This is a genomic window from Photobacterium leiognathi, assembly GCF_030685535.1.
In the GTDB taxonomy this organism is placed as follows: domain Bacteria; phylum Pseudomonadota; class Gammaproteobacteria; order Enterobacterales; family Vibrionaceae; genus Photobacterium; species Photobacterium leiognathi.
Map to the genome: position 1 here is coordinate 1,307,339 of NZ_CP131599.1, position 20,454 is coordinate 1,327,792.

The 20,454-nt window shown below is 40.7% G+C and carries 23 protein-coding genes and 2 pseudogenes; 16 read left to right on the forward strand and 9 right to left on the reverse strand.

Annotated features, from left to right (window positions below):
* Window positions 1-3: 3 nt before the first annotated feature.
* Window positions 4-1,245: a serine/threonine transporter SstT gene (gene sstT, locus Q7674_RS06030; RefSeq protein WP_045066474.1), complete on the forward strand. Its 1,242-nt coding sequence runs from the start codon at window positions 4-6 to the stop codon at window positions 1,243-1,245.
* A 144-nt stretch (window positions 1,246-1,389) separates the two neighbouring features.
* Here sstT and Q7674_RS06035 read toward each other — a convergent pair whose 3' ends face one another.
* A complete protein-coding gene (locus Q7674_RS06035) occupies window positions 1,390-1,713 on the reverse strand; it encodes a hypothetical protein (RefSeq protein WP_305422081.1) in 324 nt (107 codons plus the stop codon).
* Between the two features lie 132 nt (window positions 1,714-1,845).
* Between Q7674_RS06035 and Q7674_RS06040 the strand changes: the two are divergent.
* The 11 genes and pseudogenes from Q7674_RS06040 to Q7674_RS06090 all read left to right on the forward strand — a co-directional run bounded on the left by Q7674_RS06040 (window position 1,846) and on the right by Q7674_RS06090 (window position 10,925).
* Window positions 1,846-2,793, forward strand: a pseudogene (locus Q7674_RS06040) (IS30 family transposase).
* A gap of 398 nt (window positions 2,794-3,191) precedes the next feature.
* Complete coding sequence (lafA, locus tag Q7674_RS06045) at window positions 3,192-4,061, forward strand: lateral flagellin LafA (RefSeq protein ID WP_045065665.1); 870 nt, start codon at window positions 3,192-3,194, stop codon at window positions 4,059-4,061.
* A gap of 268 nt (window positions 4,062-4,329) precedes the next feature.
* Window positions 4,330-5,665: pseudogene (gene fliD, locus Q7674_RS06050) on the forward strand (flagellar filament capping protein FliD).
* Between the two features lie 13 nt (window positions 5,666-5,678).
* The gene (gene fliS, locus Q7674_RS06055; protein ID WP_045065668.1) at window positions 5,679-6,074 is read left to right on the forward strand and encodes a flagellar export chaperone FliS; all 396 of its coding nucleotides are present in this window, start codon (window positions 5,679-5,681) and stop codon (window positions 6,072-6,074) included.
* Entirely contained in the window at window positions 6,061-6,363 is a 303-nt protein-coding gene (locus Q7674_RS06060) for a hypothetical protein (protein ID WP_045065669.1), read from the forward strand. The genes fliS and Q7674_RS06060 overlap by 14 nt, the downstream gene beginning before the upstream one ends.
* 3 nt (window positions 6,364-6,366) lie before the next feature.
* Entirely contained in the window at window positions 6,367-7,461 is a 1,095-nt protein-coding gene (locus tag Q7674_RS06065) for a flagellar hook-length control protein FliK (protein ID WP_045065671.1), read from the forward strand.
* Window positions 7,462-7,486: 25 nt separating this feature from the next.
* On the forward strand, window positions 7,487-7,972 hold the full coding sequence (locus tag Q7674_RS06070) for a flagellar basal body-associated FliL family protein (protein ID WP_045065673.1): 486 nt from the start codon (window positions 7,487-7,489) through the stop codon (window positions 7,970-7,972).
* A gap of 10 nt (window positions 7,973-7,982) precedes the next feature.
* A complete protein-coding gene (locus Q7674_RS06075; RefSeq protein WP_045065674.1) occupies window positions 7,983-8,711 on the forward strand; it encodes a FliA/WhiG family RNA polymerase sigma factor in 729 nt (242 codons plus the stop codon).
* Between the two features lie 9 nt (window positions 8,712-8,720).
* On the forward strand, window positions 8,721-9,578 hold the full coding sequence (motA, locus tag Q7674_RS06080; protein WP_045065676.1) for a flagellar motor stator protein MotA: 858 nt from the start codon (window positions 8,721-8,723) through the stop codon (window positions 9,576-9,578).
* Complete coding sequence (locus Q7674_RS06085; RefSeq protein WP_045065678.1) at window positions 9,578-10,576, forward strand: flagellar motor protein MotB; 999 nt, start codon at window positions 9,578-9,580, stop codon at window positions 10,574-10,576. Before motA ends, Q7674_RS06085 begins: the two co-directional genes overlap by 1 nt.
* A gap of 55 nt (window positions 10,577-10,631) precedes the next feature.
* Window positions 10,632-10,925, forward strand: coding sequence for a hypothetical protein (locus tag Q7674_RS06090; RefSeq protein ID WP_045065679.1), 294 nt, complete (start codon window positions 10,632-10,634; stop codon window positions 10,923-10,925).
* Here the strand turns inward: Q7674_RS06090 and Q7674_RS06095 are convergent.
* Window positions 10,922-11,188 carry a hypothetical protein gene (locus Q7674_RS06095; RefSeq protein ID WP_305422086.1) on the reverse strand — a complete coding sequence of 89 codons (267 nt, stop codon included), beginning with the start codon at window positions 11,186-11,188 and terminating at the stop codon, window positions 10,922-10,924. The two genes, Q7674_RS06090 and Q7674_RS06095, sit on opposite strands and share 4 nt — an antisense overlap.
* Before the next feature lie 219 nt (window positions 11,189-11,407).
* Here Q7674_RS06095 and Q7674_RS06100 point away from each other — a divergent pair, with 219 nt between their 5' ends.
* Window positions 11,408-11,956, forward strand: a complete 549-nt coding sequence (locus Q7674_RS06100) for a hypothetical protein (protein ID WP_045065682.1) — start codon at window positions 11,408-11,410, stop codon at window positions 11,954-11,956.
* A gap of 49 nt (window positions 11,957-12,005) precedes the next feature.
* Here the strand turns inward: Q7674_RS06100 and Q7674_RS06105 are convergent, their stop codons facing one another.
* Complete coding sequence (locus Q7674_RS06105) at window positions 12,006-12,701, reverse strand: class I SAM-dependent DNA methyltransferase (RefSeq protein ID WP_201798095.1); 696 nt, start codon at window positions 12,699-12,701, stop codon at window positions 12,006-12,008.
* Between the two features lie 453 nt (window positions 12,702-13,154).
* Between Q7674_RS06105 and Q7674_RS06110 the strand changes: the two genes are divergently transcribed.
* Window positions 13,155-13,436 carry a hypothetical protein gene (locus tag Q7674_RS06110; RefSeq protein ID WP_045065686.1) on the forward strand — a complete coding sequence of 94 codons (282 nt, stop codon included), beginning with the start codon at window positions 13,155-13,157 and terminating at the stop codon, window positions 13,434-13,436.
* A 69-nt stretch (window positions 13,437-13,505) separates the two neighbouring features.
* Window positions 13,506-14,213: an SDR family NAD(P)-dependent oxidoreductase gene (locus Q7674_RS06115; protein ID WP_045065688.1), complete on the forward strand. Its 708-nt coding sequence runs from the start codon at window positions 13,506-13,508 to the stop codon at window positions 14,211-14,213.
* A 3-nt stretch (window positions 14,214-14,216) separates the two neighbouring features.
* Here the strand turns inward: Q7674_RS06115 and Q7674_RS06120 are convergent, their stop codons facing one another.
* Window positions 14,217-15,113: a permease gene (locus Q7674_RS06120; protein ID WP_045065689.1), complete on the reverse strand. Its 897-nt coding sequence runs from the start codon at window positions 15,111-15,113 to the stop codon at window positions 14,217-14,219.
* A 111-nt stretch (window positions 15,114-15,224) separates the two neighbouring features.
* Here Q7674_RS06120 and Q7674_RS06125 point away from each other — a divergent pair, with 111 nt between their 5' ends.
* Complete coding sequence (locus Q7674_RS06125) at window positions 15,225-15,521, forward strand: ArsR/SmtB family transcription factor (protein WP_008988946.1); 297 nt, start codon at window positions 15,225-15,227, stop codon at window positions 15,519-15,521.
* Between the two features lie 12 nt (window positions 15,522-15,533).
* Here Q7674_RS06125 and Q7674_RS06130 read toward each other — a convergent pair whose 3' ends face one another.
* From Q7674_RS06130 to Q7674_RS06150, 5 genes are read right to left on the reverse strand one after another with little or no spacing between them, the layout of a single operon-like run.
* The gene (locus Q7674_RS06130; RefSeq protein WP_045065690.1) at window positions 15,534-16,583 is read right to left on the reverse strand and encodes a flagellin; all 1,050 of its coding nucleotides are present in this window, start codon (window positions 16,581-16,583) and stop codon (window positions 15,534-15,536) included.
* A gap of 14 nt (window positions 16,584-16,597) precedes the next feature.
* Window positions 16,598-17,497: a flagellar hook-associated protein FlgL gene (flgL, locus tag Q7674_RS06135; RefSeq protein WP_045065692.1), complete on the reverse strand. Its 900-nt coding sequence runs from the start codon at window positions 17,495-17,497 to the stop codon at window positions 16,598-16,600.
* A 10-nt stretch (window positions 17,498-17,507) separates the two neighbouring features.
* The gene (gene flgK / locus Q7674_RS06140; protein WP_045065693.1) at window positions 17,508-18,875 is read right to left on the reverse strand and encodes a flagellar hook-associated protein FlgK; all 1,368 of its coding nucleotides are present in this window, start codon (window positions 18,873-18,875) and stop codon (window positions 17,508-17,510) included.
* Between the two features lie 5 nt (window positions 18,876-18,880).
* Complete coding sequence (locus Q7674_RS06145; protein ID WP_045065695.1) at window positions 18,881-19,363, reverse strand: rod-binding protein; 483 nt, start codon at window positions 19,361-19,363, stop codon at window positions 18,881-18,883.
* Between the two features lie 9 nt (window positions 19,364-19,372).
* Complete coding sequence (locus Q7674_RS06150) at window positions 19,373-20,440, reverse strand: flagellar basal body P-ring protein FlgI (protein WP_237156752.1); 1,068 nt, start codon at window positions 20,438-20,440, stop codon at window positions 19,373-19,375.
* Window positions 20,441-20,454: the final 14 nt, after the last annotated feature.

Consider the following 20,454-nt stretch of genomic DNA (forward strand, 5'->3'; position numbering starts at 1 on the left):
CATATGAGTCAATCACAACCTTTTTTAGCCAGAGTGGCAAATGGTAGTTTAGTAATACAGATCATGGTGGGTATCGTCGCAGGTATTGTCCTAGCAACCTTATCGCCATCATCAGCAGAAAGTGTCGGCTTTCTTGGTGGATTATTCGTTGCAGCGTTAAAAGCAGTTGCGCCTATTCTTGTGTTTATCTTGGTAGCATCATCGATTGCGAACCAGAAGAAAGGCACTCACACCAACATGAAGCCAATCATTGTGTTGTACCTATTTGGTACCTTAATGGCAGCTTTCACCGCAGTAGTAATGAGTTTCCTTTTCCCTACCACTTTGACACTCGTTGCTAGCACAAACTCCATTGCACCACCTGAAGGTATTTCAGAGGTGATCAGTTCTCTATTATTTAAGATCGTAGATAACCCTGTGCACGCATTAATGAATGGTAACTTTATCGGTATTCTAGCGTGGGCTGTTGCACTTGGTTTTGCCCTTCACCAAGCCAGTGATGCAACCAAGCAGGTGTTCCATGATATGTCTAACGGTGTAACACTTATTGTGCGTTTTATCATTCGTTTAGCACCTATTGGTATTTTCGGTCTAGTGGCAAATACCTTTGCTAAAACAGGTTTTGCTGCACTGGCTGGTTACGCTCATTTATTAGCAGTTCTACTAGGTTCAATGGCAATTCTTGCGTTTGTGATTAACCCAATCATCGTGTACGTCAAAACAGCTGAAAACCCATACCCATTAGTACTACGTTGTGTTCGTGAAAGTGGTATCACCGCTTTCTTCACTCGAAGCTCTGCTGCAAATATCCCTGTGAACATGAAGCTATGTAAAGATCTGAACCTGCATGAAGATACTTACTCTGTTTCTATTCCACTGGGTGCGACAATTAACATGGGTGGTGCAGCGATCACCATTACCGTACTAACACTAGCAGCAGTGCATACATTAGGTATTGAAGTAGACTTAGCTACTGCGGTACTACTGAGTATTGTGGCAGCAGTATCTGCCTGTGGTGCATCAGGTGTAGCAGGTGGTTCATTACTGTTGATCCCACTAGCTTCAAGCCTATTTGGTATTCCAAGTGAAGTCGCAATGCAAGTTGTCGCGGTTGGTTTCATCATCGGTGTTATTCAAGACTCAGCAGAAACAGCGCTAAACAGCTCAACTGACGTCGTATTTACAGCGGCAGCATGTAAAGCAGCAGAAAGAAAACAAGCGAGAGCGAAGCTACAAAACTCGTAATAGCTTAAGGCAAAATCTCGCAACTATTGCAGTAATTTTAAAACAATAAAAAGCGGCGATATCCCTCTTAGTTAGAGCTGATATCGCCGCTTTTTTATGCCTTCTTGTTAATATTTTCGTCTTAAGACAATTTAAACATCGGGCTTAGTAAGTATTAGTCACCTTACGGATCGCATTAGATGACTTATTAATTAGGCCATTCACTGCACGACGCTTCTGCTGAAGAACCTTATTTTCCACACGCTTTTCTACATAAGTACCATCTTGAATTTCACCAATCGCACGCTGGGTATTATCAATTTTATTCTGACCATCACGGATGGTGTTTTGTGTACTGTGAATCGTGTTTTGCACTTTGTTTAATGAATTATCAACACGGTTTAAACTTTGGATAAGCGAATCGGCATGAGCGCTAGAGATAGCCAATAATGCGGCAACGGGGATAAGAGTCATGATACGCTTACTCATTCATCTATTCCTTTTAACTTATTGAATCCCGATTTCAGATAATAAGTGCGACACTTATGGAAAGGCGTAGAAGAGGAAGCCAACTGCTGAAAGTGGTGCGCTCTTCTCGCCAAAGAAACAAGCAGTACTACCATGAGTTATCAGCAGTTGACCGAGGGGAAAAGGTACCAGATTTCTACCCTTTTGGAACTGGGAATTTCAATCTCTGAAATTGCCCAAAAAGTGAAGTGCCATCGTGCAACGGTTTATCGTGAGTTAAAAAGAAACCGAATACATAACCAATATTGCCCCAAGCACGCTCACGCGTCTTCTGTTAGCAGGCGTAAGACTGCTCATAAGTACCGGATACCCGTTGAGCGTATTGAATTTGTCCGTCTATTAATCAGCATAGATTGGAGTCCTGAGCAGATTTCGAGTGTTCTAGCTAAGGCAGGAGCATCAATCAGCCATGAATGGATTTATCGCTATATTGCTCAAGACAAACGTCAAGGTGGCAAGCTCTATCACCACTTGAGGCAAGGACATAAACGATACCGTAAAGGGCTGAAAGAGAAGGCTCCAACGATTAAAAATGCAGTATCGATTGATGAGCGGCCATCGATTGTCGATAACCGAGAACGGTTTGGAGACTGGTAAATTGACACAGTATTAGGCAAACACGGCAACAGCGCAATCGTCACCATCTTAGAGCGAAAGAATCGATTCTATTTAGCTAAGAAGGTAGCGTCCAAATCGGCCGCCGAGGTAACGAAAGCGACGATAGACATGCTCATGCCATACAAGGGTTGCGTACATACGATTACTGCCGACAATGGCAGAAAATTCGCAGGCCATCAGGAGATCGCAGAGGCACTGGATGCAGATTTGTATTTTGCTCACCCGTATAGCTCGTGGGAGCGAGAAGCGAATGCAAACGCTAATGGTCTACTAAGGCAATATGTGAAGAAAGGGACGGACTTGAGAACGGTGACAGATGACGATATTCAGTTTGTTCAATCAAGGATTAACAATCGCCCTAAAAAGTGTTTAGGATTCAAGCAACCAGCCGTTATTTTCAAAGAAATGGCAATGGCCGCTTGATATTAGAGAGTGTCGCACTTCGAAGTTGAATTCGGGGCTATCTACACGATTTTATAACTTTATATTAAAGACTTCTGCTATCTCATAAAGGTATTAATAGGCGTAAACTTATTCTCTGAAACGGATTATTGTCCAACTCGAGCTAGTTTTCATGACTAGCTAGCATATCCACATATGCATAATGCATTCAAAAACATTAAAGATTTAATAAGGTTTTCCTACCTAATAGCTTATTAAGTAAGAAAACCTCGTTAAATTTGGCTCAATATCAAATTTCATCCCAATTCTTTCCTTATTTTAAAAATATTAAAAATAATAATTAATGATCTTTTCTAACTGTCCGCATAGATACAGTGAGCAGGAAATACCTCGATAGATTGATTACAAGGAGAACTATCATGGCTCTATCTATGCACACTAATTACGCATCACTGGTTACACAGAACACACTGAACAATACTAGCAATTTGTTAAATACGGCAATGGAGCGTTTAAGTACTGGTTTCCGTGTAAATTCAGCCGCAGATGATGCTGCAGGTCTTCAAATCGCAACTCGTCTTGATGCGCAAACTCGTGGCATGTCAGTAGCTATGCGTAACTCACAAGACGGTATTTCAATGATGCAAACTGCTGAAGGTGCGATGGATGAAATGACTAACATCGTTTACCGCATGAATGACCTTGCGACACAGGCATCGAATGGCACTGTGTCAGCAAACGACCGTGTGGCTTTGGATGCAGAATTCCAACAGCTTGGTGAAGAGCTTGCCAACGTAATGGCATCAACCAGCTTTGGTGGACAAGACATTTTGACCGATGCAGGCTCATTTGGTGCAGGTGCAGTTAATTTCCAAATTGGTACTCAAGCAAGTGATCAACTTGCAGTTGATGTATCAGCTGAAGTACAAGCAGTGAATGCAACAATCGGCTTAACTGGTGCATTAAAGCTGGGGGATTTAACTTCTGCTGGTAACGCACAAACAGCGCTAACTACCCTAACAGGTGCTAACGGTGAAGCGGGTTTACTGAAAGAAATTGGTGATGCACGATCAGCCCTTGGTGCCAACATTAACCGACTTGACCACACCATCACTAACCTAGGCAACATGGTTGAGAATGTATCTGCAGCCAAAGGTCGTATTGTTGATGCTGACTTTGCAGTGGAATCTTCAAGCATGACCAAAAACCAAATGCTAATGCAAGCGGGTACAACGGTACTTTCCCAAACTAACCAATTACCTGGCATGGCAATGTCACTCTTGCGTTAACGAAAAACATACTCCCTTTTATTTACGCAGCCTCCTTCGTGGAGGCTTTTTTATAACTGGCATATTGAGCGAAAGAGCATTTAACAAACGCAGTAATCACGAAAAAAGTAAGTAAACGGAACATGGGAATCAGAGCAGGAAAACGCAAACGGAAGTCCCCTTTCCGCCATTGCCGATAATACCTGTAACCAATTGTTTTTATTTGATTTTAATTAACCTCATTCTGGCATAGCTCTTGCCAATATAAATAGTCACTTAAGGAGCAATCATGAATTCATTAGATCCCATTCAAATGGCAACCCAACTCGCCACTTTTGATGTACAGCCATTTCAGCAGCGCTATCAATTACAAGCTGATAAATACCAAAGCCAATTAACAGCGCTTGGTAAGATGGAATCTGCCCTACGTGATTTTCGCTCAACCATTCAAGAGATTAACAGTTCAACCACCAGCATTATTCAGAATAAAGCAACATTAAGTAACGATAGCCACTTTAGTGTTAATGCCAATGCTCAGGCGTTAAATGGCAGCTATCAAATCTTTGTTGAACAAGTAGCCAGTGCGCATCAAGTTAAAACCGATATGCCAGCGAATTTAGATTCAACAACGTCAGTTCCTAACACCAAGCACACTTTCACTCACTGTTGATGGTCAAACCCTTGATCTCGATCTTTCAGCAATTGATAGCGATGGTGACGGGCAATCCACCATGGCAGAGCTCGCCACGGCGATTAATAACCATCCCGATAATCCCGGTGTGAATGCCACGCTAGTGCGTACCAGTGGGCAAACTCACTTTATGCTATCAAGTACTGAAACAGGTGTTGCGAATACTTTAAGTGTTAATGCAAGCACAGGCACAACATGGTTTGATGATGCTTTTACTAATTTAACCGAAATCAGTGCACCACAAGATGCAGTGATTTGGCTTGGTGCTGAAACCACAGGCTTACAACTCACCAATAGCAGTAACACCTTTTCTAATGTGATTGACGGTATTGATATTACAGCAACCAAAGCACAAACCTCTGGTGATCCTGCCATTTCAATGGCTATCGATGCAGATAAAGATGCCACGTTAGAGCAAGTGAACGCTTTCATTGATAGCTATAACAAGGTTATGAGCACGCTTGATAGCTATACCCAAACAGGCTCAGCAGACAGTAAACGTGGTGCCCTTGCCAATGATCCTACCCTTCGTTCAATAGAGTCGCAGTTAAACAACCTATTACGGGATCAATTTGACGGCAAAAGACTGTCTGAAATCGGGATCAGTATTAACCGTGACGGCAAATTAGAAGTCGATTCAGATACCTTTAAAAACGCTCAACAAACCATGGGGTCAACCATTGAATCCATGTTTAACGGTGATGGTAACTTACTTGATTCATTAGAAGACTCATTAAAACCTTTTCTGCAATTTTCTTCTGGCATGTTCTCTTCTCGAAAAGATGCCCTACGTATCAACATCGATCGCATCGATGACAAGCAAGCCAATCTCGAGCGTAAGTACGACATGGCTTACACCCGTTATCTCAAACAATTCACCCAAATGAATCAAATCATGACCCAAATGCAGCAAACCCAAGGTTTATTTGGTTAAAAGGAGCACCACTATGTTAATGCAAGATGCAGGTTTCAATTCATACCAACAAGTTGACTTAGATGCACAGGCTGCCTCGGCCTCTCCGCATCAATTAGTTTTGATGCTCATTGATGGCTTTCAAGATGAACTGATCCGCGCCCAAGGACATATCGAAGCCAAACGACTCGATGCCAAAGGGATCAGCATTAATAAATGTATGAATATCTTAATGGGGTTAGACAGTGCGTTAGATTTAGAACTTGGCGGTGAAGTTGCCGCTAATTTGCATGATCTTTATGAATTTTGTCAGCTAGAGCTTTATCAAGGCAGTGTTAAAAACGATATCGCACACCTTAATAATGTTGCTTTAGTCATGAATAACATTCGTGAAGGCTGGCAAGGATTCGGACAACATGCAGCCAAATAAGCCAGTGTCGTTCAATCAGCTCACCATACAAATTCAACAAGCTGCTGAGGATCAAAATTGGTCCCGCTTGCAGCAGCTTGATGATGCACTACGTCACCTGTTATTAGCTGTTAAATCAAAACCAATAACACCACCACAACAAGCACAGATAAATGCGTTAAAAGCAGTGCATCACCAAGCCTATCTCGCATTGCAGCAAGCACAACAACTACTGCAACAAAAAATAGCGACTGCTGATAAGGAAAAAGAACGCCTTGAAGCTTACCAGTCAGCCAACAGTATGGAGTGATCGATGTTAATTAATAATGCGCTAAGCAAAGTCGATAATATGCCTTCATCATCTGATATCAAGCAAGCTGGGATGCCAGTTAAAAGCTCTGATAAAACAGAAGCACAAGGGAATTTCTCGCATACTTTACAAACGCTCCCTACAACTCAACAACAAGAGAATGTATCGCCTGATCTACCCTTTGGCTCAATGAACAATGCCGTTCTCGATCAAGGCAATCACCAAACAGATGAACAGTTCACTACGATCATTGATGGAGAAGAAACACAAAGTCAATGGCAAAACCAAACTGATACAAGCTTATACATAGCTCCCCTAGCAGCTTTGCCGCTAAATCAAGAAGCTCTGCAATATCCCAAAGCACAGCAATCAAATCTCACTAATACAGCAGAAGTATTAGTGAACAATCAGCGAATCGTTGATGGGGTATATAACTCGCCTATCACAAATTCAAACACAATAAAAAGCTCAGTAGCACCACTGACTACAACTGCGCTATCAAATGATCCTTTAGCACAAATATCGTCACTAACTGTGGCAAAAACGCCTGCAGCTAATCGTGAACTCACTGTTTCGCAAGTAGTACAAAACCTCACAACAATAGAGCAAACATTACCTGCAAATACCCAATCCCAAGTGAACATAATCGCCAATCGTGCAAATTGGGCACCTATCAGTATCGATCCTCAATCACCTCAATGGGGGGAAAAGATGATCAATATTCTTCAAGATCGGGTATCGCTTCAAGCAACGCAAAATATGCAAGAGGCCCGTATTCGCTTAGATCCGCCAGATCTTGGCAAGCTTGATCTGATCGTCAAAATGGAAGGCGATAAATTAAGCGTCCAGATCAGTGCCAATAACAGTGTTGTACGTGATGCTCTTAGCCAAGTCGCTGAGCGTTTACGTCATGATCTCCAACAACAGTTTATGAGCGTCAACGTCAATATCAGCCATGGCGAACAGCAATCTCATCGCCAACAAACCACAGAGCACACACTTCAAGATGACAATGATCATCTGGTGATGGCAGCGTCATCAGCTCCCCCCATAGACACATCAACAGCCAATGAACATTGGCTATCTACACTCGCATAATATTTTTCTATTTAGGATCAGGATGATGGCTAATAAAAAAACATTTTCTAATCTCTTAATCATATTGCTGATCAGCATTATTGTTGCTGTCGTCACTTTTAGCGCCACCTTATGGTATAGCCAACAAAATACCTCCACTCCAAACATAGGTACATGGTTCACAAAAGTCTTTCAATCAGAACCAGAAGCCACTGCACAACCTGTGTTTCATCCTCTCGATAAGGTCGTTGTCAGTGTCAAAGGTGAACGCCAAACTCATTTCGTGATGCTAGAGCTTGCCGTACAGACCCACTATCCCGAGCGTATTAAACAGATCGACAACTATATGCCTTTAGTGCGTAACGCATTACTTAAGATGTTCAGTAAAAAGAGATACGAAGAATTACAAAACCAGCAAACCATCGAACAATTACAGCAAGAAGTGAAACAAACCCTCACTGATGCCTTTGCTAATACCACCATTGCACGTGATATCGATGATGTGCTGTTTACTAAATATGTCATTCAATAATGAGGTGAGTATGTTAGATAACACCCAAAACACTCACTATGACACCAGTACAATACCAGCGTCGCAGCAACATGATGTTGATGAGAACGTACTGATCAAAAGGCACCTTAACTTAGTTAAGCGAGTCGTCAATCAACTGCGTCATCACACCAGCTCTCATTGTAGTTATGAAGACATGCAACAAATTGGCTTGATTGGTTTATTAGAAGCTGCTCGTCGTTATGGTGATGTTGATGATCCCCAATTTCCTGCCTTTGCTGTTTGCCGTATTCGAGGTGCGATTTTAGATGAGCTTCGTCGCCTTGATTGGCGTTCCCGTCAAACACGTCAGCAAGCGCATGAATTAAATGACGCTACCCGTGATCTCATGAAACAACTGGGACGTCAGCCTACTGAAGCGGAAATCACTCACGCATTAGGCATTGATAACAGTGATTACCATCAGCGATTACAAGCCAGTATGGCGAGCGAAATGCAAAGCCTTGATCAACTACTTGAAGCAGGCAAAGAACTAGAGACACCCTTTACTGACACCTGTATTGAACATGAGCATTTACGTCGTTCACTTACCTATGCCCTCACCCAATTAACCAAACGTGAACAGTTGTTGCTCACTCTATTTTATCAACATGAGCTCAACCTTCATGAGATAGCTCTAGTGCTTAATCTCACCCCACCTCGAATTTGTCAGCTGCATAAACAGGCACTGAAATCCCTCAATCATTATTTATCGACTTAGGAGCTTGATATGCAGAAGTTTATCGGTGCCATTATCATTATCATTTGTGTTTTCGGTGGCTATATTTGGGCTGGCGGTAATTTACGCGCTATTTGGCAACCAGCTGAATTACTGATTATTGCAGGGGCAACCATTGGCTCGCTGATCATAGGTAATCCCCCTCATGTATTAAAAGAAATGCGCTTACAGTTTCGTGAAATATTGTCTCCCAATCATCATGAAGAGCAATACTACATGGAGTTAATGGCACTACTACAAGCCTTGCTCGACACGGTACGAAACAACGGATTTAAAGCATTAGACAGTCACATTGAATCGCCACAAAGCAGCGCTATTTTTAATCGTTATCCACTGATCAGCCACGATCATCATGTTATTTCTTTTATTACCGACAATTTACGTTTAATGGCAATGGGACAAATGTCGCCTTATGAACTTGAAGGGTTACTCGAACAAGAAATCAGTGCCATCGAAGAAGATTTATTGTTGCCATCACGTTCAATGCAGCGCACCGCAGAAGCCTTACCCGGTTTTGGGATTTTAGCGGCAGTAATGGGGATAATTATCACCATGCAAGCCATTGATGGTTCGATAGCCATGATTGGTTATCACGTTGCAGCTGCTTTAGTTGGGACTTTTCTAGGAATTTTTGGCTGTTATTGCATTCTCGATCCAGCCAGTAATGCCATGGCACAACGTGTTAAACGTAACATGTCAGCATTTGAGTGTATCCGCGCAACCTTAGTCGCCTATGTCGCTAAAAAACCAACACTATTAGCCATTGATGCAGGAAGAAAACATATTCAGCTAGACATTAAACCAACGTTTAACGAAATGGAGAAGTGGCTAACTGAACAGGAGGGATAATGCAAAAAACAGAGCACATCGTCTTTAAACGTGCAGCAAAACGACATTCAAACGAGCACCATGGTGGTGCGTGGAAAGTCGCCTTTGCTGATTTTATGATTGCTCTTATGGCACTATTTCTGGTGCTCTGGTTGATGCAGGTTGTTGATCAACAAGAGCGCAAAGCCATTGTCGCTTATGTAAATAGTGCCAGTGTTTTTGACGAAGGCGCTGGCAATCCTTTTGATACCGCCAACAGCTTATCCCCTATTGATTTCGGTGGCGAAGCTGCCGATCTAAGCTCTCACAATGCAGCTATGACTATAAAATCGTTTTTTGATGGTAATGGCGATGGACCAGAAAGAGACGCATTAATTCCAGGTAGTTTTGAAACTCAAGCGCAACTTGCGGTTCTCGCTTCTGTCGTAGAAGAGACAGCTAAGCAAGTATCAGCGCAAGGCAACATCTCGGTCGATGTTACTCCTCAAGGGCTGAGAATTATTTTACAAGATGATTTTAAACAGAATATGTTTCATCGAGGCAGTGCCAATTTAACGCCTTTTTTTGAAGACGTATTACTCAATATCGCCCCTATTTTTAAGCAAATTAGCAATTCACTGATCATTAGCGGTCATACTGATGCCACACAATTTAAAAGTAAATTTAGCCGTAGTACCAATTGGGAACTGTCCTCTTCCCGCGCAAATGTAGCAAGAAAAACGCTTATTGCAGGAGGGATGCCAAGTAACCGCGTATTACAAGTGGCTGGTATGGCAGAGCGTGCACTTCTCAATAAACAATCACCTGACGCCAGTGAAAACCGACGTATTGAATTATTTATCTTAACAACACCCGCTGCCAACATTGTTGATGCCCTGTTTGGTACAGGTAATCCTGACAATATTCTCGATAAAGCCCGTAGCAAGGCACAGTTTAATCAGCCAGTTATACGCAGTGACTTTATTAACCACGCTCAACCAACACCAAGCAATAGCCCACAGCCTCTTTCTCATTTATAAGTGATTCCAGCATAAATAGTATTAGGCAATAGACAAATTTGTTGATGGGTAACGAATGTCATATTCAGAATTGAAACAGAGAAAAGCCGATAATCTGCAGAAAACCTTTTTATGGTTGATTATTATCGACTATCTTTTGCTGTCATTTTTCCTATACCAACTCTCATCGCTGGATTTAAAAACAGGGACTATGATCAGTTTACTGTTGATTTTATATAATGGTCTACTGGCTGGATTTTGTTTTCATCGTGCGAATAGAACAGATGATGGCTATATTATTTACCCTATCATCTCAGCTATATTGCTCGCTTTCGTCTGCTTTTTATATTTCTTCTTTTTAGTGGCTTAACGTCGACGACAAAAAAATCTTACCACTATTTCCCCCAGCCAAAAGCTAACCGCAAACAATGAGATAAAAAAGGCACTACTACATGCGTACGCCCACATAGCAGATAAACGAAAGAAATAACTAAAACTAAATGCAATACCATTGAATGCTTCAAACGGCATCTCTAACCACGGCGTATTAGTTGAATTTCCTATTGTTGCAACCACACAAACTAAAACAATGCAGGCAATACATAAGCCCAGTTTATTTTCACTAGAAATCATATAACGAACTACTTTATCACACTAAAAAAGTTAGTTTTACACCACATTTTAAAAATAACAATATAAGGTATTAAAAAAACAAAAAAATAAACTATTTTATATCATTCAAGAATAAATTGGAAACATATCTAACATATGTTTTTTTTCGAAAAAATTTAAATGACTATTTTACTCACACACATATAGTTCATTTTTTTACATATATTGTTGGCTATAAATATGAACTATAAGAAAATTATTTTATTAATATTACCACTAAGTTTATACGGTTGTGGTGGCGGTGGGGATGATAGTGACCAAACCATTTTAGATGTTATTGAAGATGCTATTACAGAAAGTGAACAAGATAATAATCAGACAGATGTTATCACAGAAGATAAGCAAGATAATGTATTAGTATCGGATGTCGCTGTTATTGATGAAGATTGGTATTATGGTACAAAATTTGTGCTTTATCGGGATGCGCAAGTTAAAACTAAAGTATCAATTATTAATGGTGTTGCGATTGAAGCCTTTTTAATTACAGAAAAAGAATATAATACTTGGGTCACTATTACACAAAACAAACAATTTACAGATGCTAATATTCAATATATTGAAAATTTGAGTATATCTCCAATTGCTACTACTCATGAATCTGACTGGGTCACATTAAGTGCTGGAAATTATTACTATCTTCTTGAGAATACAAATTTCGGAACAACATCTCCTCCCTTTAATATTAAGAACGATCAAGTAACTGTTGAGTTTAGTATTTCTGCTAAATAGCACATTTAAAGAAGTTCACCTTAATTGACATTATAGTGAACTTCTATAGTTACTTCTTCACACACACGACGATTGCATTACCTGATTCCCCATTCCAAGGAATAAGTTTCTCATAGTCATGCTCGAACATATGCACTTCAAAGTAAGGCTCAAGTAGCGCTTGAAGTTCAATAAAGCTCACCGCAACCATTGGATGTTCATCATGCCAAATTTCAGTATTGAGTGTATCCGCTTTTTCAATACTCAATTTCAGCGCTTGTTTTTCACCTTCACCTTGGTAGAACCAACCTGAACTAAAGGTAAAGCGGCTGTTATCGTGATCAACGCTATGGCGAACAAAAGAATCATTGTTGATTAAATTCTTTTCCACCGCATTAAAACAAAAGATACCGTCATCTTTTAGTGCTGCATGAGCGCTTTCAATACAGCGTGTTAAGTTTGCAAAGCCATCGCTATAGTGAATGGAATACAAGAAGCAAGTGATCAAGTCTAACGGCTGATCGACTTTAAATTCACACATGTTCTGCAATACAAACTCTGCTTCTGGACAGCGAAGTTTGGCAAGATCTAGCATTGGCTGATTAATGTCTAAACCAGAACTTTGAAAGCCTTTATCGATAAAATGACGAACATGAGGCCCTGTACCACAGGCTAAATCTAAATGGCGTGTACCTTTATTACCAAAAAGCTGGTGAAGTCGACGAATACACTCGGCTTGAGCTTGATAATTAATATCAGCACACATTAAATCGTAGTAAGAAGATAGATCTGTATACAGCGCTGTAGAAGTGGTTGTTGCCAATATCTTATACCGTGTAGGGTTATTAACTGGCGCGGATAGTATAGTAATTGACGCTCATTCAAAAACACGGATTTTTATTATTACGATAAATTTTATTTATCAGATAACACGTAAAAAATAATATTAATTGAGCGCATCCCTTTAATCACAGTTCTAACAACACGCGATATAAATGATCACCACTAAGACATTTACATCCTCTTACAAATAAAACTGAGAGGCTTTCCCTTGTTTGTTTAGTTATTGATCACATAGGATGAAGCATACTTTTACAACCAAATATAATCACAACGCAATAAGTTAAATATTATTTCCATGTATTAGCGGCACCAAAGACGTATTACTCAAACTTTCGTTTCAATTTTTATACGCTTGGTGAAATATAGAGGAATAATGATGACGATTAAATTTCAGTTCTTTACGCTTAACAACAATAGAAAACAATTCACTTTTCTTGATATGTCATCATCGACATTTCTTAAAGAAAAAGAAACCTTACTCTCTCAAGGCTTTGAAGTCCTAGATGATGTAATTTATGCAGAAACAAGTGAAGAAGCAGTAGAGCATTATAAGTCAAACTATATTTACGTATTAGAAGAATATAACAGAACGTCAAACCCATTCTATATTGTTTTAAGCATCATCGAATCTATTCGAGATCGCTTCAAACGCAAGTAACTAAACAAAACTATTTAGCTAAACTCATCGTATTAATACTTATTATTTCAATACGATGAGTTTCACTTTATGCAAATATTGATCTTAGGTGGTACAGGTGGCATTGGTTCAGCTTTAATAAACGCATATCTAAGCCAAGGCACGGTTAATCGTATCCATGCGACATACCACAGCAGCCAACCAACTATTGAACACCCTCAGCTCACTTGGCATCGTACTGATGTCAGCAAAGATTCTGATGTGGCTAAGTTATCAGAAACATTTGACCAGCTTGATATCGTTATCAATACGGTTGGCATGTTACACAGTGGAGATAAGATGCCAGAAAAAACCATTACTCAATTTGATAGTGATTTTTTCAATCAAAATATCGCAACGAACGTATTACCAACTCTGCTCCTCGCTAAGTACTTATCTCCTAAATTAAAATCAAAAACATTGAATTACTTTGTGACTGTTTCGGCAAAAATTGGCAGTATTGAAGACAATCATTTAGGTGGATGGATAAGTTACCGAAGTTCAAAAGCGGCATTAAATATGGCTTTGAAAACCATTAGCATTGAATGGAAAAATAAAGCCTTTAATACCTGTGTTATTGCGTTTCATCCCGGAACAACTGATACCCACTTATCAAAGCCTTTTCAGCAAAATGTACCTGAAGGTAATTTACAACAGCCAGAACAAGTCGCTGCAGCATTAATTCACTTACTACAGCGACTGAGCTTAAAAGATAATGGTAAGTTCTTTAGCTACGATGGTACTGAAATTCCATGGTGAACATTAAAATATCCAACCATATATATAACCTGCACTCATCGCCATGGTTAAAATCACAGTGACAAAAGCAATGATCATTGGCGTTTTAAATATTGATTTCAGCAAGATAACTTCCGTTAAACTCGCGCCAGCACTACCAATAATTAATGCCATTACCGCACCTAGTCCCATTCCTTTTGCAGCTAATGCCGCACTTAATGGGATCACCGCTTCAGCACGAATGTATAGCGGGATACCAATAATAGCCGCTACCGGAATCGCAAATGGGTTATTTTCATTGGCTACTTTGGCAACAAATTCCGTTGGCATAAAACCATAAATCACAGAGCCAATAGCAATACCACCAATTAAATACGGCAGTACTTTTTTAAAGTCTTTCCAAGTGGTATCCCAGATTTTTTTCCATTTATTGGTTTCAACCTTAGTACCGCTACAACTCTTCGCACAACACGATGGCTCAGGCTCAATATAGGCTTCTGGCTTTACAAAACGCTCAAAATTGAGTTTTTCTAACACCACACCTGCAATGACAGAAACACCCATCGCCATTACAAAGTAAAACACCGCAACTTTAATGCCAAAAGTAGCAATGAATAAACCGATAATGATTGGATTAAGTAACGGACTTGCAAACAAAAACACCATCATGGTACCAAAACCTGCTTTTGCTCTGAGCAATCCTTTTAAAAACGGAATCGTAGAGCAAGAACAAAAAGGCGTAATCGCACCTAACAGGCCAGCCACGATATAGCCACTCCCTTGTTTACCACTCAGGATCTGCTGGATCTTTTTCGGTGGAATATAGCTTTGCAACACTCCCACTAAAAAGCTAATCAATAAAAACAATAGCGTTAGCTCAATAGCTAAAAAGAGAAACATCTCTAACGTATCTTTTAACATCACAAAACCTTTAATCTATATTTCTAGAATAATCGAAATATAGATTAACCGATTGGAACGATCAAGATATTTCTAGTATTATCGAAATATAAATTCAGTACGAGACGTAAGATGAATACAGAAATTATCGCTAAAGCATTGAAAGAATTAGGTCATCCGACACGATTAATGATTTACAAATCGGTGATAAGAGCAGGTCATCAAGGTATTGCTGTGGGTGGTTTACAAGAAAAACTGGCGATTCCCGGCTCTACTCTCTCTCACCATATTTCAGGACTAGCATCAGCTGGGTTGATTTCACAGCGTAGAGAAGGACGAACCTTGTTTTGCGTGGCGGAATACCAGAAATTAGATTCAGTGATCGCATATTTACAAGATGAATGCTGTGCCGATGAAAATCAGCAATAGGAAAAGCGACCGTTATTTTAGTAAAGCAACAACAGTATGACGGTGAACGTTCGCTTGTGCCGCTAAGGTTCGATAAGTTGCGCTAAACTGTTGATTACCCGTACCTGACAACTGGCTAAGCTTATCTTCCACTTGCTTGATATCACTCACAGCAGTGTTAGCTTTTGCTGCTGCCATTTGTTTAGCCAATGCCGTTTGGTAAGCTTTTATATCATCGAGACTTTGTTGCACTTGCCGTAAATGCTGATTCACTTTTACTAATGTATCGCGGATTTGCTCGCGGTTATTTAAGCTAAGTTGTCCATCTTCAATCCCTTCCGGTTCAGGCTTAATCGTTAACGTATTTGCCTGTCCCGCTGGGTATCTATGCCCCTGACCAACAACCAGTACTTTACCTTCAAGACTTTGGTAATCATGTTCATTGGCACGAAATGTAATATCACCATTATCTTGCACTGATGCGCGAAGACCAAAAGGGATCACATGACGATCTATCTGCGACACTAACGCTTTATCACTTAGTTTCGCATCCATATTAACAACAACCGTTCCTAACTGTTGAAAGCTTAATTTAATCAGCTCACTGTGCTCTCGCTGACGCTGAACATTCAAACCAGGTACTGAAAATGTCCGTGTTATTGGCCTATCAATATTCACCTTTAGCTCGGCATCAATGACACGTAGACCATCACTTTTGGCTTGATTAAGTATGTTTTTAATCGAATCCAAATGGCGATTAGCATTGGTTTGAGAAGATGGGTCAATAGCACGATGGGCAATAAGCTCTGCACTTAATACCTTCTTTATGGCTTGTAATTCTCGCCCTACCGCACCTAACGCCTGTTGTGCAATTTGTACTGATGTTGCTTGCTGCTGCCCTTTCGCAAGTAGTGTTTTAGAAACTGCATATCCATCAGGTTGATAACTCAATTGCTTTAACGGCGAAGTCGAGGCATTTTTAGCATCAACCTTACCTGCCACAGCAGGCGTTACCACCGACTGCTTGTTGGCATTGGTAAAGTGAATATTCTGGGTTCTAACTTCCGCTGTACTGGTCACCATAATACTGCACTACCTTACAAACGATTAAACAATGATAAATCGTTAATTTTCATGTAGCTCGCCTGTGTTGCTTGTAATGCCGCCATATAATTATTTAAACGTACCGACGCTTCACCATAATCCAACGCTTCTAGATCATTGGTTACCGCTTCAACAAATAACTTATTATCGCCATGGCTGGTTTCCATTAAATCTAAATTATTATGACGCCCACCAATATCGGTTACTGCAGCTAAAACGTTATCATGTGTTATATCTAAAGTGTTTAACGTTGCTTGTAAGGTGTTATTGAGATTTGCTGTTGGGGCTTGTAACTCGGTTATCGCTGCGTCAATCTGATTTAAGATATTATTACCGCCAAGATCGAGCATTTCTTGTGAAGCAAAATTGGCTTCCATCGTCACGCCCTTTGCTACCGTCACCACACGTTTATCACTATTGCCTTCAAAAATATAACCACCAGCAGGCTGCGGTGTGATCGCTGGAACATCACTTTGAGTACCGGAAAAAAGGTAATTACCTTCTTCATCTTGAACGTTAAAAGAAGATATCAATGCATCACGTAAACTAACTAATTTATTGGCATAACTTTCTCTATCGGCATCTGATATCGCGCCATTTGACGCTAATAGCAAAGTATCTCGCATGTCCTTTAACGTATCACTTGCAGCCATTAAATGAACTTCTTGCGACGATAGCGCTGTTTTCACATTGTTGATATTGTCTTGATACTGATTTATTGCGCTATTTTCACGTTCGAGATTCAATAAGTTGATGGAATCAATCGGATTGTCAGACAATTTTAGTAATCGCTGACCTGTCGACATCTGCGCTAACACTTCACCTAAGCCTTGGTTATTTTTTGATAGGCTTGTTAACATTAGCTGGCTAAATTGCGTATCACTGACTCTCATCATTCATCCCTTACAATAATCGTAATACTGAATCGAACAGTTCATTGGCTGTGCTGATCACTTTCATGTTTGCTTGATAAGCATTGGTAAATGTCATTAGGTTTGCCGCTTCTTCATCACTGTTAACCGCACTTAAATTATCTCGTGCTGCGTTGGCTTGACTGAATAAGGTTTCTGCTGCTTTTTGATCAACGGCGGCTTGTCGTGTTTCAATAGCTGTTTTACCCACCATAGAGGCAAATGCATCATTCAAGGTCACACTACCTAACCCAGTGATCGCCATTGGTTTTGTCGACAAATCGATCAAGGCTTGTAACGTATCACTGTTACCCGGTGTCCCATCTGAAGATAATGCCAGCTCAGCTGGTGTGATCGCGGTAATATCAAGGCTGGCTGCTGGTGAATTAGGATCAAATGAAAACAATGCTTGCCCTGCATTACCATTTAAATCAAAACCCGTCGCTAGTACCTGATTAAATTCGGTTGCTAGGTTTTGTGCCATCTCATTAAGCGCTTGTTGGGTAAGTTTTAAGGTGTCTTTAAGATAGTTATCAAATGCTCCTAACTGCCCTCCTAACTCACCTGTAACTGCAAAGGTTTGCCCAGAAAAATCAATTTCAATGTTCTTAATAAACGGCTCATTAACTATCGGAGTAGATTTTAATTGTGCAGCATCACTGCCTAATATCAATGGTTGCCCTGATGCTAACGTGACTTGCAAACTACCATTAGGTTGTTGCGTTGAACTGATCTCTACCACTTCAGAAAGCTGTTTGATTAATACGTCTCGCTCATCAATAAGCTGAGAAGGATTACCACCTGTCGCTTGTGTCTCAACAACGCGATGGTTTATATCAGCAATATTGCTCATTAAGCTGTTAGTATGCTCAATAGATGCCGTCGCCTTATCGCTGATACGGTTACCTTGACCATGTAAAGATTCAGACAAGGTATTAAAACGACGAGATAACGCTTTAGCTTCATTAATAATTTGCTGGCGATTAGGGGTAGATTCAGGTTTTAACGTCGCGTCATTTAATGCTGAAAATAACGAGTCCAAGCCAGCACTAATATTAAAGCCCTCGCCACCTAATAGGCTTTCTAGCATCGTCATATTAGCTAAATTCGCATTGCTTGCTGCTTGTTGACTGGTTGCCGCCCACATTTGTTTTACAATGAATTGATCCGATACACGGCGAATGCTATCAACTTCAACCCCACTGCCAGCGCTGAAAAGTTCACGTCCCGCTAACGCACTCATCATCGCTTGTTGTCGGCTATAACCGACAGTGTTGACATTAGCGACATTATGAGCAGTAACATCAAGCGCCGTTTTATTGGCATTTAAACCACTTAAACCAATATTGATCATATTCATAGCCGTTAACGCTCCTTGTAATATTGCAGTGATTGTTGAAAGGCAGCGCTATTACTCATAGCAATAGAATGAGCCGTGTCTTGCTTGATCACTGGCTGTTTTTCCTGTGATGGTCGCGCTTGATGAGTTAAGGCGACAGGATTATCAGCATTATTAAATTGGCGTTCAGAGCTTAACTGCTTCACTAGCATTTCACTGATCCCCGTTTGTTGCTGTTTTGCCATTTCAATTGCTAACTGACCATCGTAAAAATCTCGATACACGCTCTGCTGTTTACTCGAAAACGGATTGTCTTCATTCGCTAACACATCGCTACTGCTCCGCATTTGACGTAACACCATTTGCAAAAACATCGCTTCAAATTGCCCAGCAACCACCTCTAGCCCTTGTTGATCGGAGATCGAATGTTTAATTTGCTGCAAACCATTATTATCGTGATACAGCACATTATTCTTACTGAGCGTCGTGATATTAGTTTCGCTATTCATTAAAGCCTCCTAGATCACTACCAGCTCTGCATTCAATGCGCCCGCTTCATGTAATGCCTGTAAAATAGACATCAAATCATCAGGTGACGCACCTAAGCTGTTCACGGCATTCACAATAGTATTAAGCTCTGTTCCTTCAGGCCAAATGTACATTTGCGTCTCATCTTGGTTAATATCGACAGTCGAGTTGTTGACACGCTCTGTAGTGCCTTGACTAAAAGCATTAGGCTGGCTGATTTGTTGGCTTTCTGAAATCGTCACAGTAAGGTTACCGTGACTCACCGCCGCTTCACTCACTCGAACATTTTTGCCTACGACCACGGTTCCTGTTCGAGCATTAAATACGACTCGAGCCGCTTTTCGCCCCGTCATTACTTTTAAATCTTCCAACATCGACATAAACGTCACTCGTTGTTGTAGGTCTTGCGGCGCACGCATTTCTACTCGCCCTTTACTTACCGCTGTCGCGACCTTAGGCCCAAACGTAGTATTGATTGCACGAGCAATATTCTTCGCGGTAGTAAAACTCGGTTGACGTAAATTCAGGGTGACTATGCTGCTGTTATTAAAATCCGTCGGTATTTCTCGCTCTAACGTTGCACCATTAGGAATGCGCCCTGTGGTTGGAGTATTGACGGTGATTTTTGAACCGCTTTGCCCTTCTGCTTTTACCCCTCCGACAACCACATTTCCCTGTGCAACAGCATAAACCTCACCATCTATACCTCTCAGTGGCGTCAGTAATAAAGTACCGCCACGTAGGCTTTTTGCATCACCAATAGATGAAACCACAACATTGAGCTCTTGACCGGGTCCTGCCATCGCTTCAACGGTAGCAGTAACACTCACTGAAGCGACATTTTTAAGCTTTGGATCGATCCTATCGCCAATTTGTACCCCAAATTGACGCAGCATATTGGTAATAGACTGGCTGGTAAATTTCACTTGATTTCGATCTCCTGAACCATCGAGGCCAACCACTAAGCCATAACCCACCAGCTGATTTGAACGTATGCCTTGCACATCCACTAAATCCATCATAGGTACTGCTGTTTTCGCACTAACTTTAAGCGGCATCCAACCAAACGTCA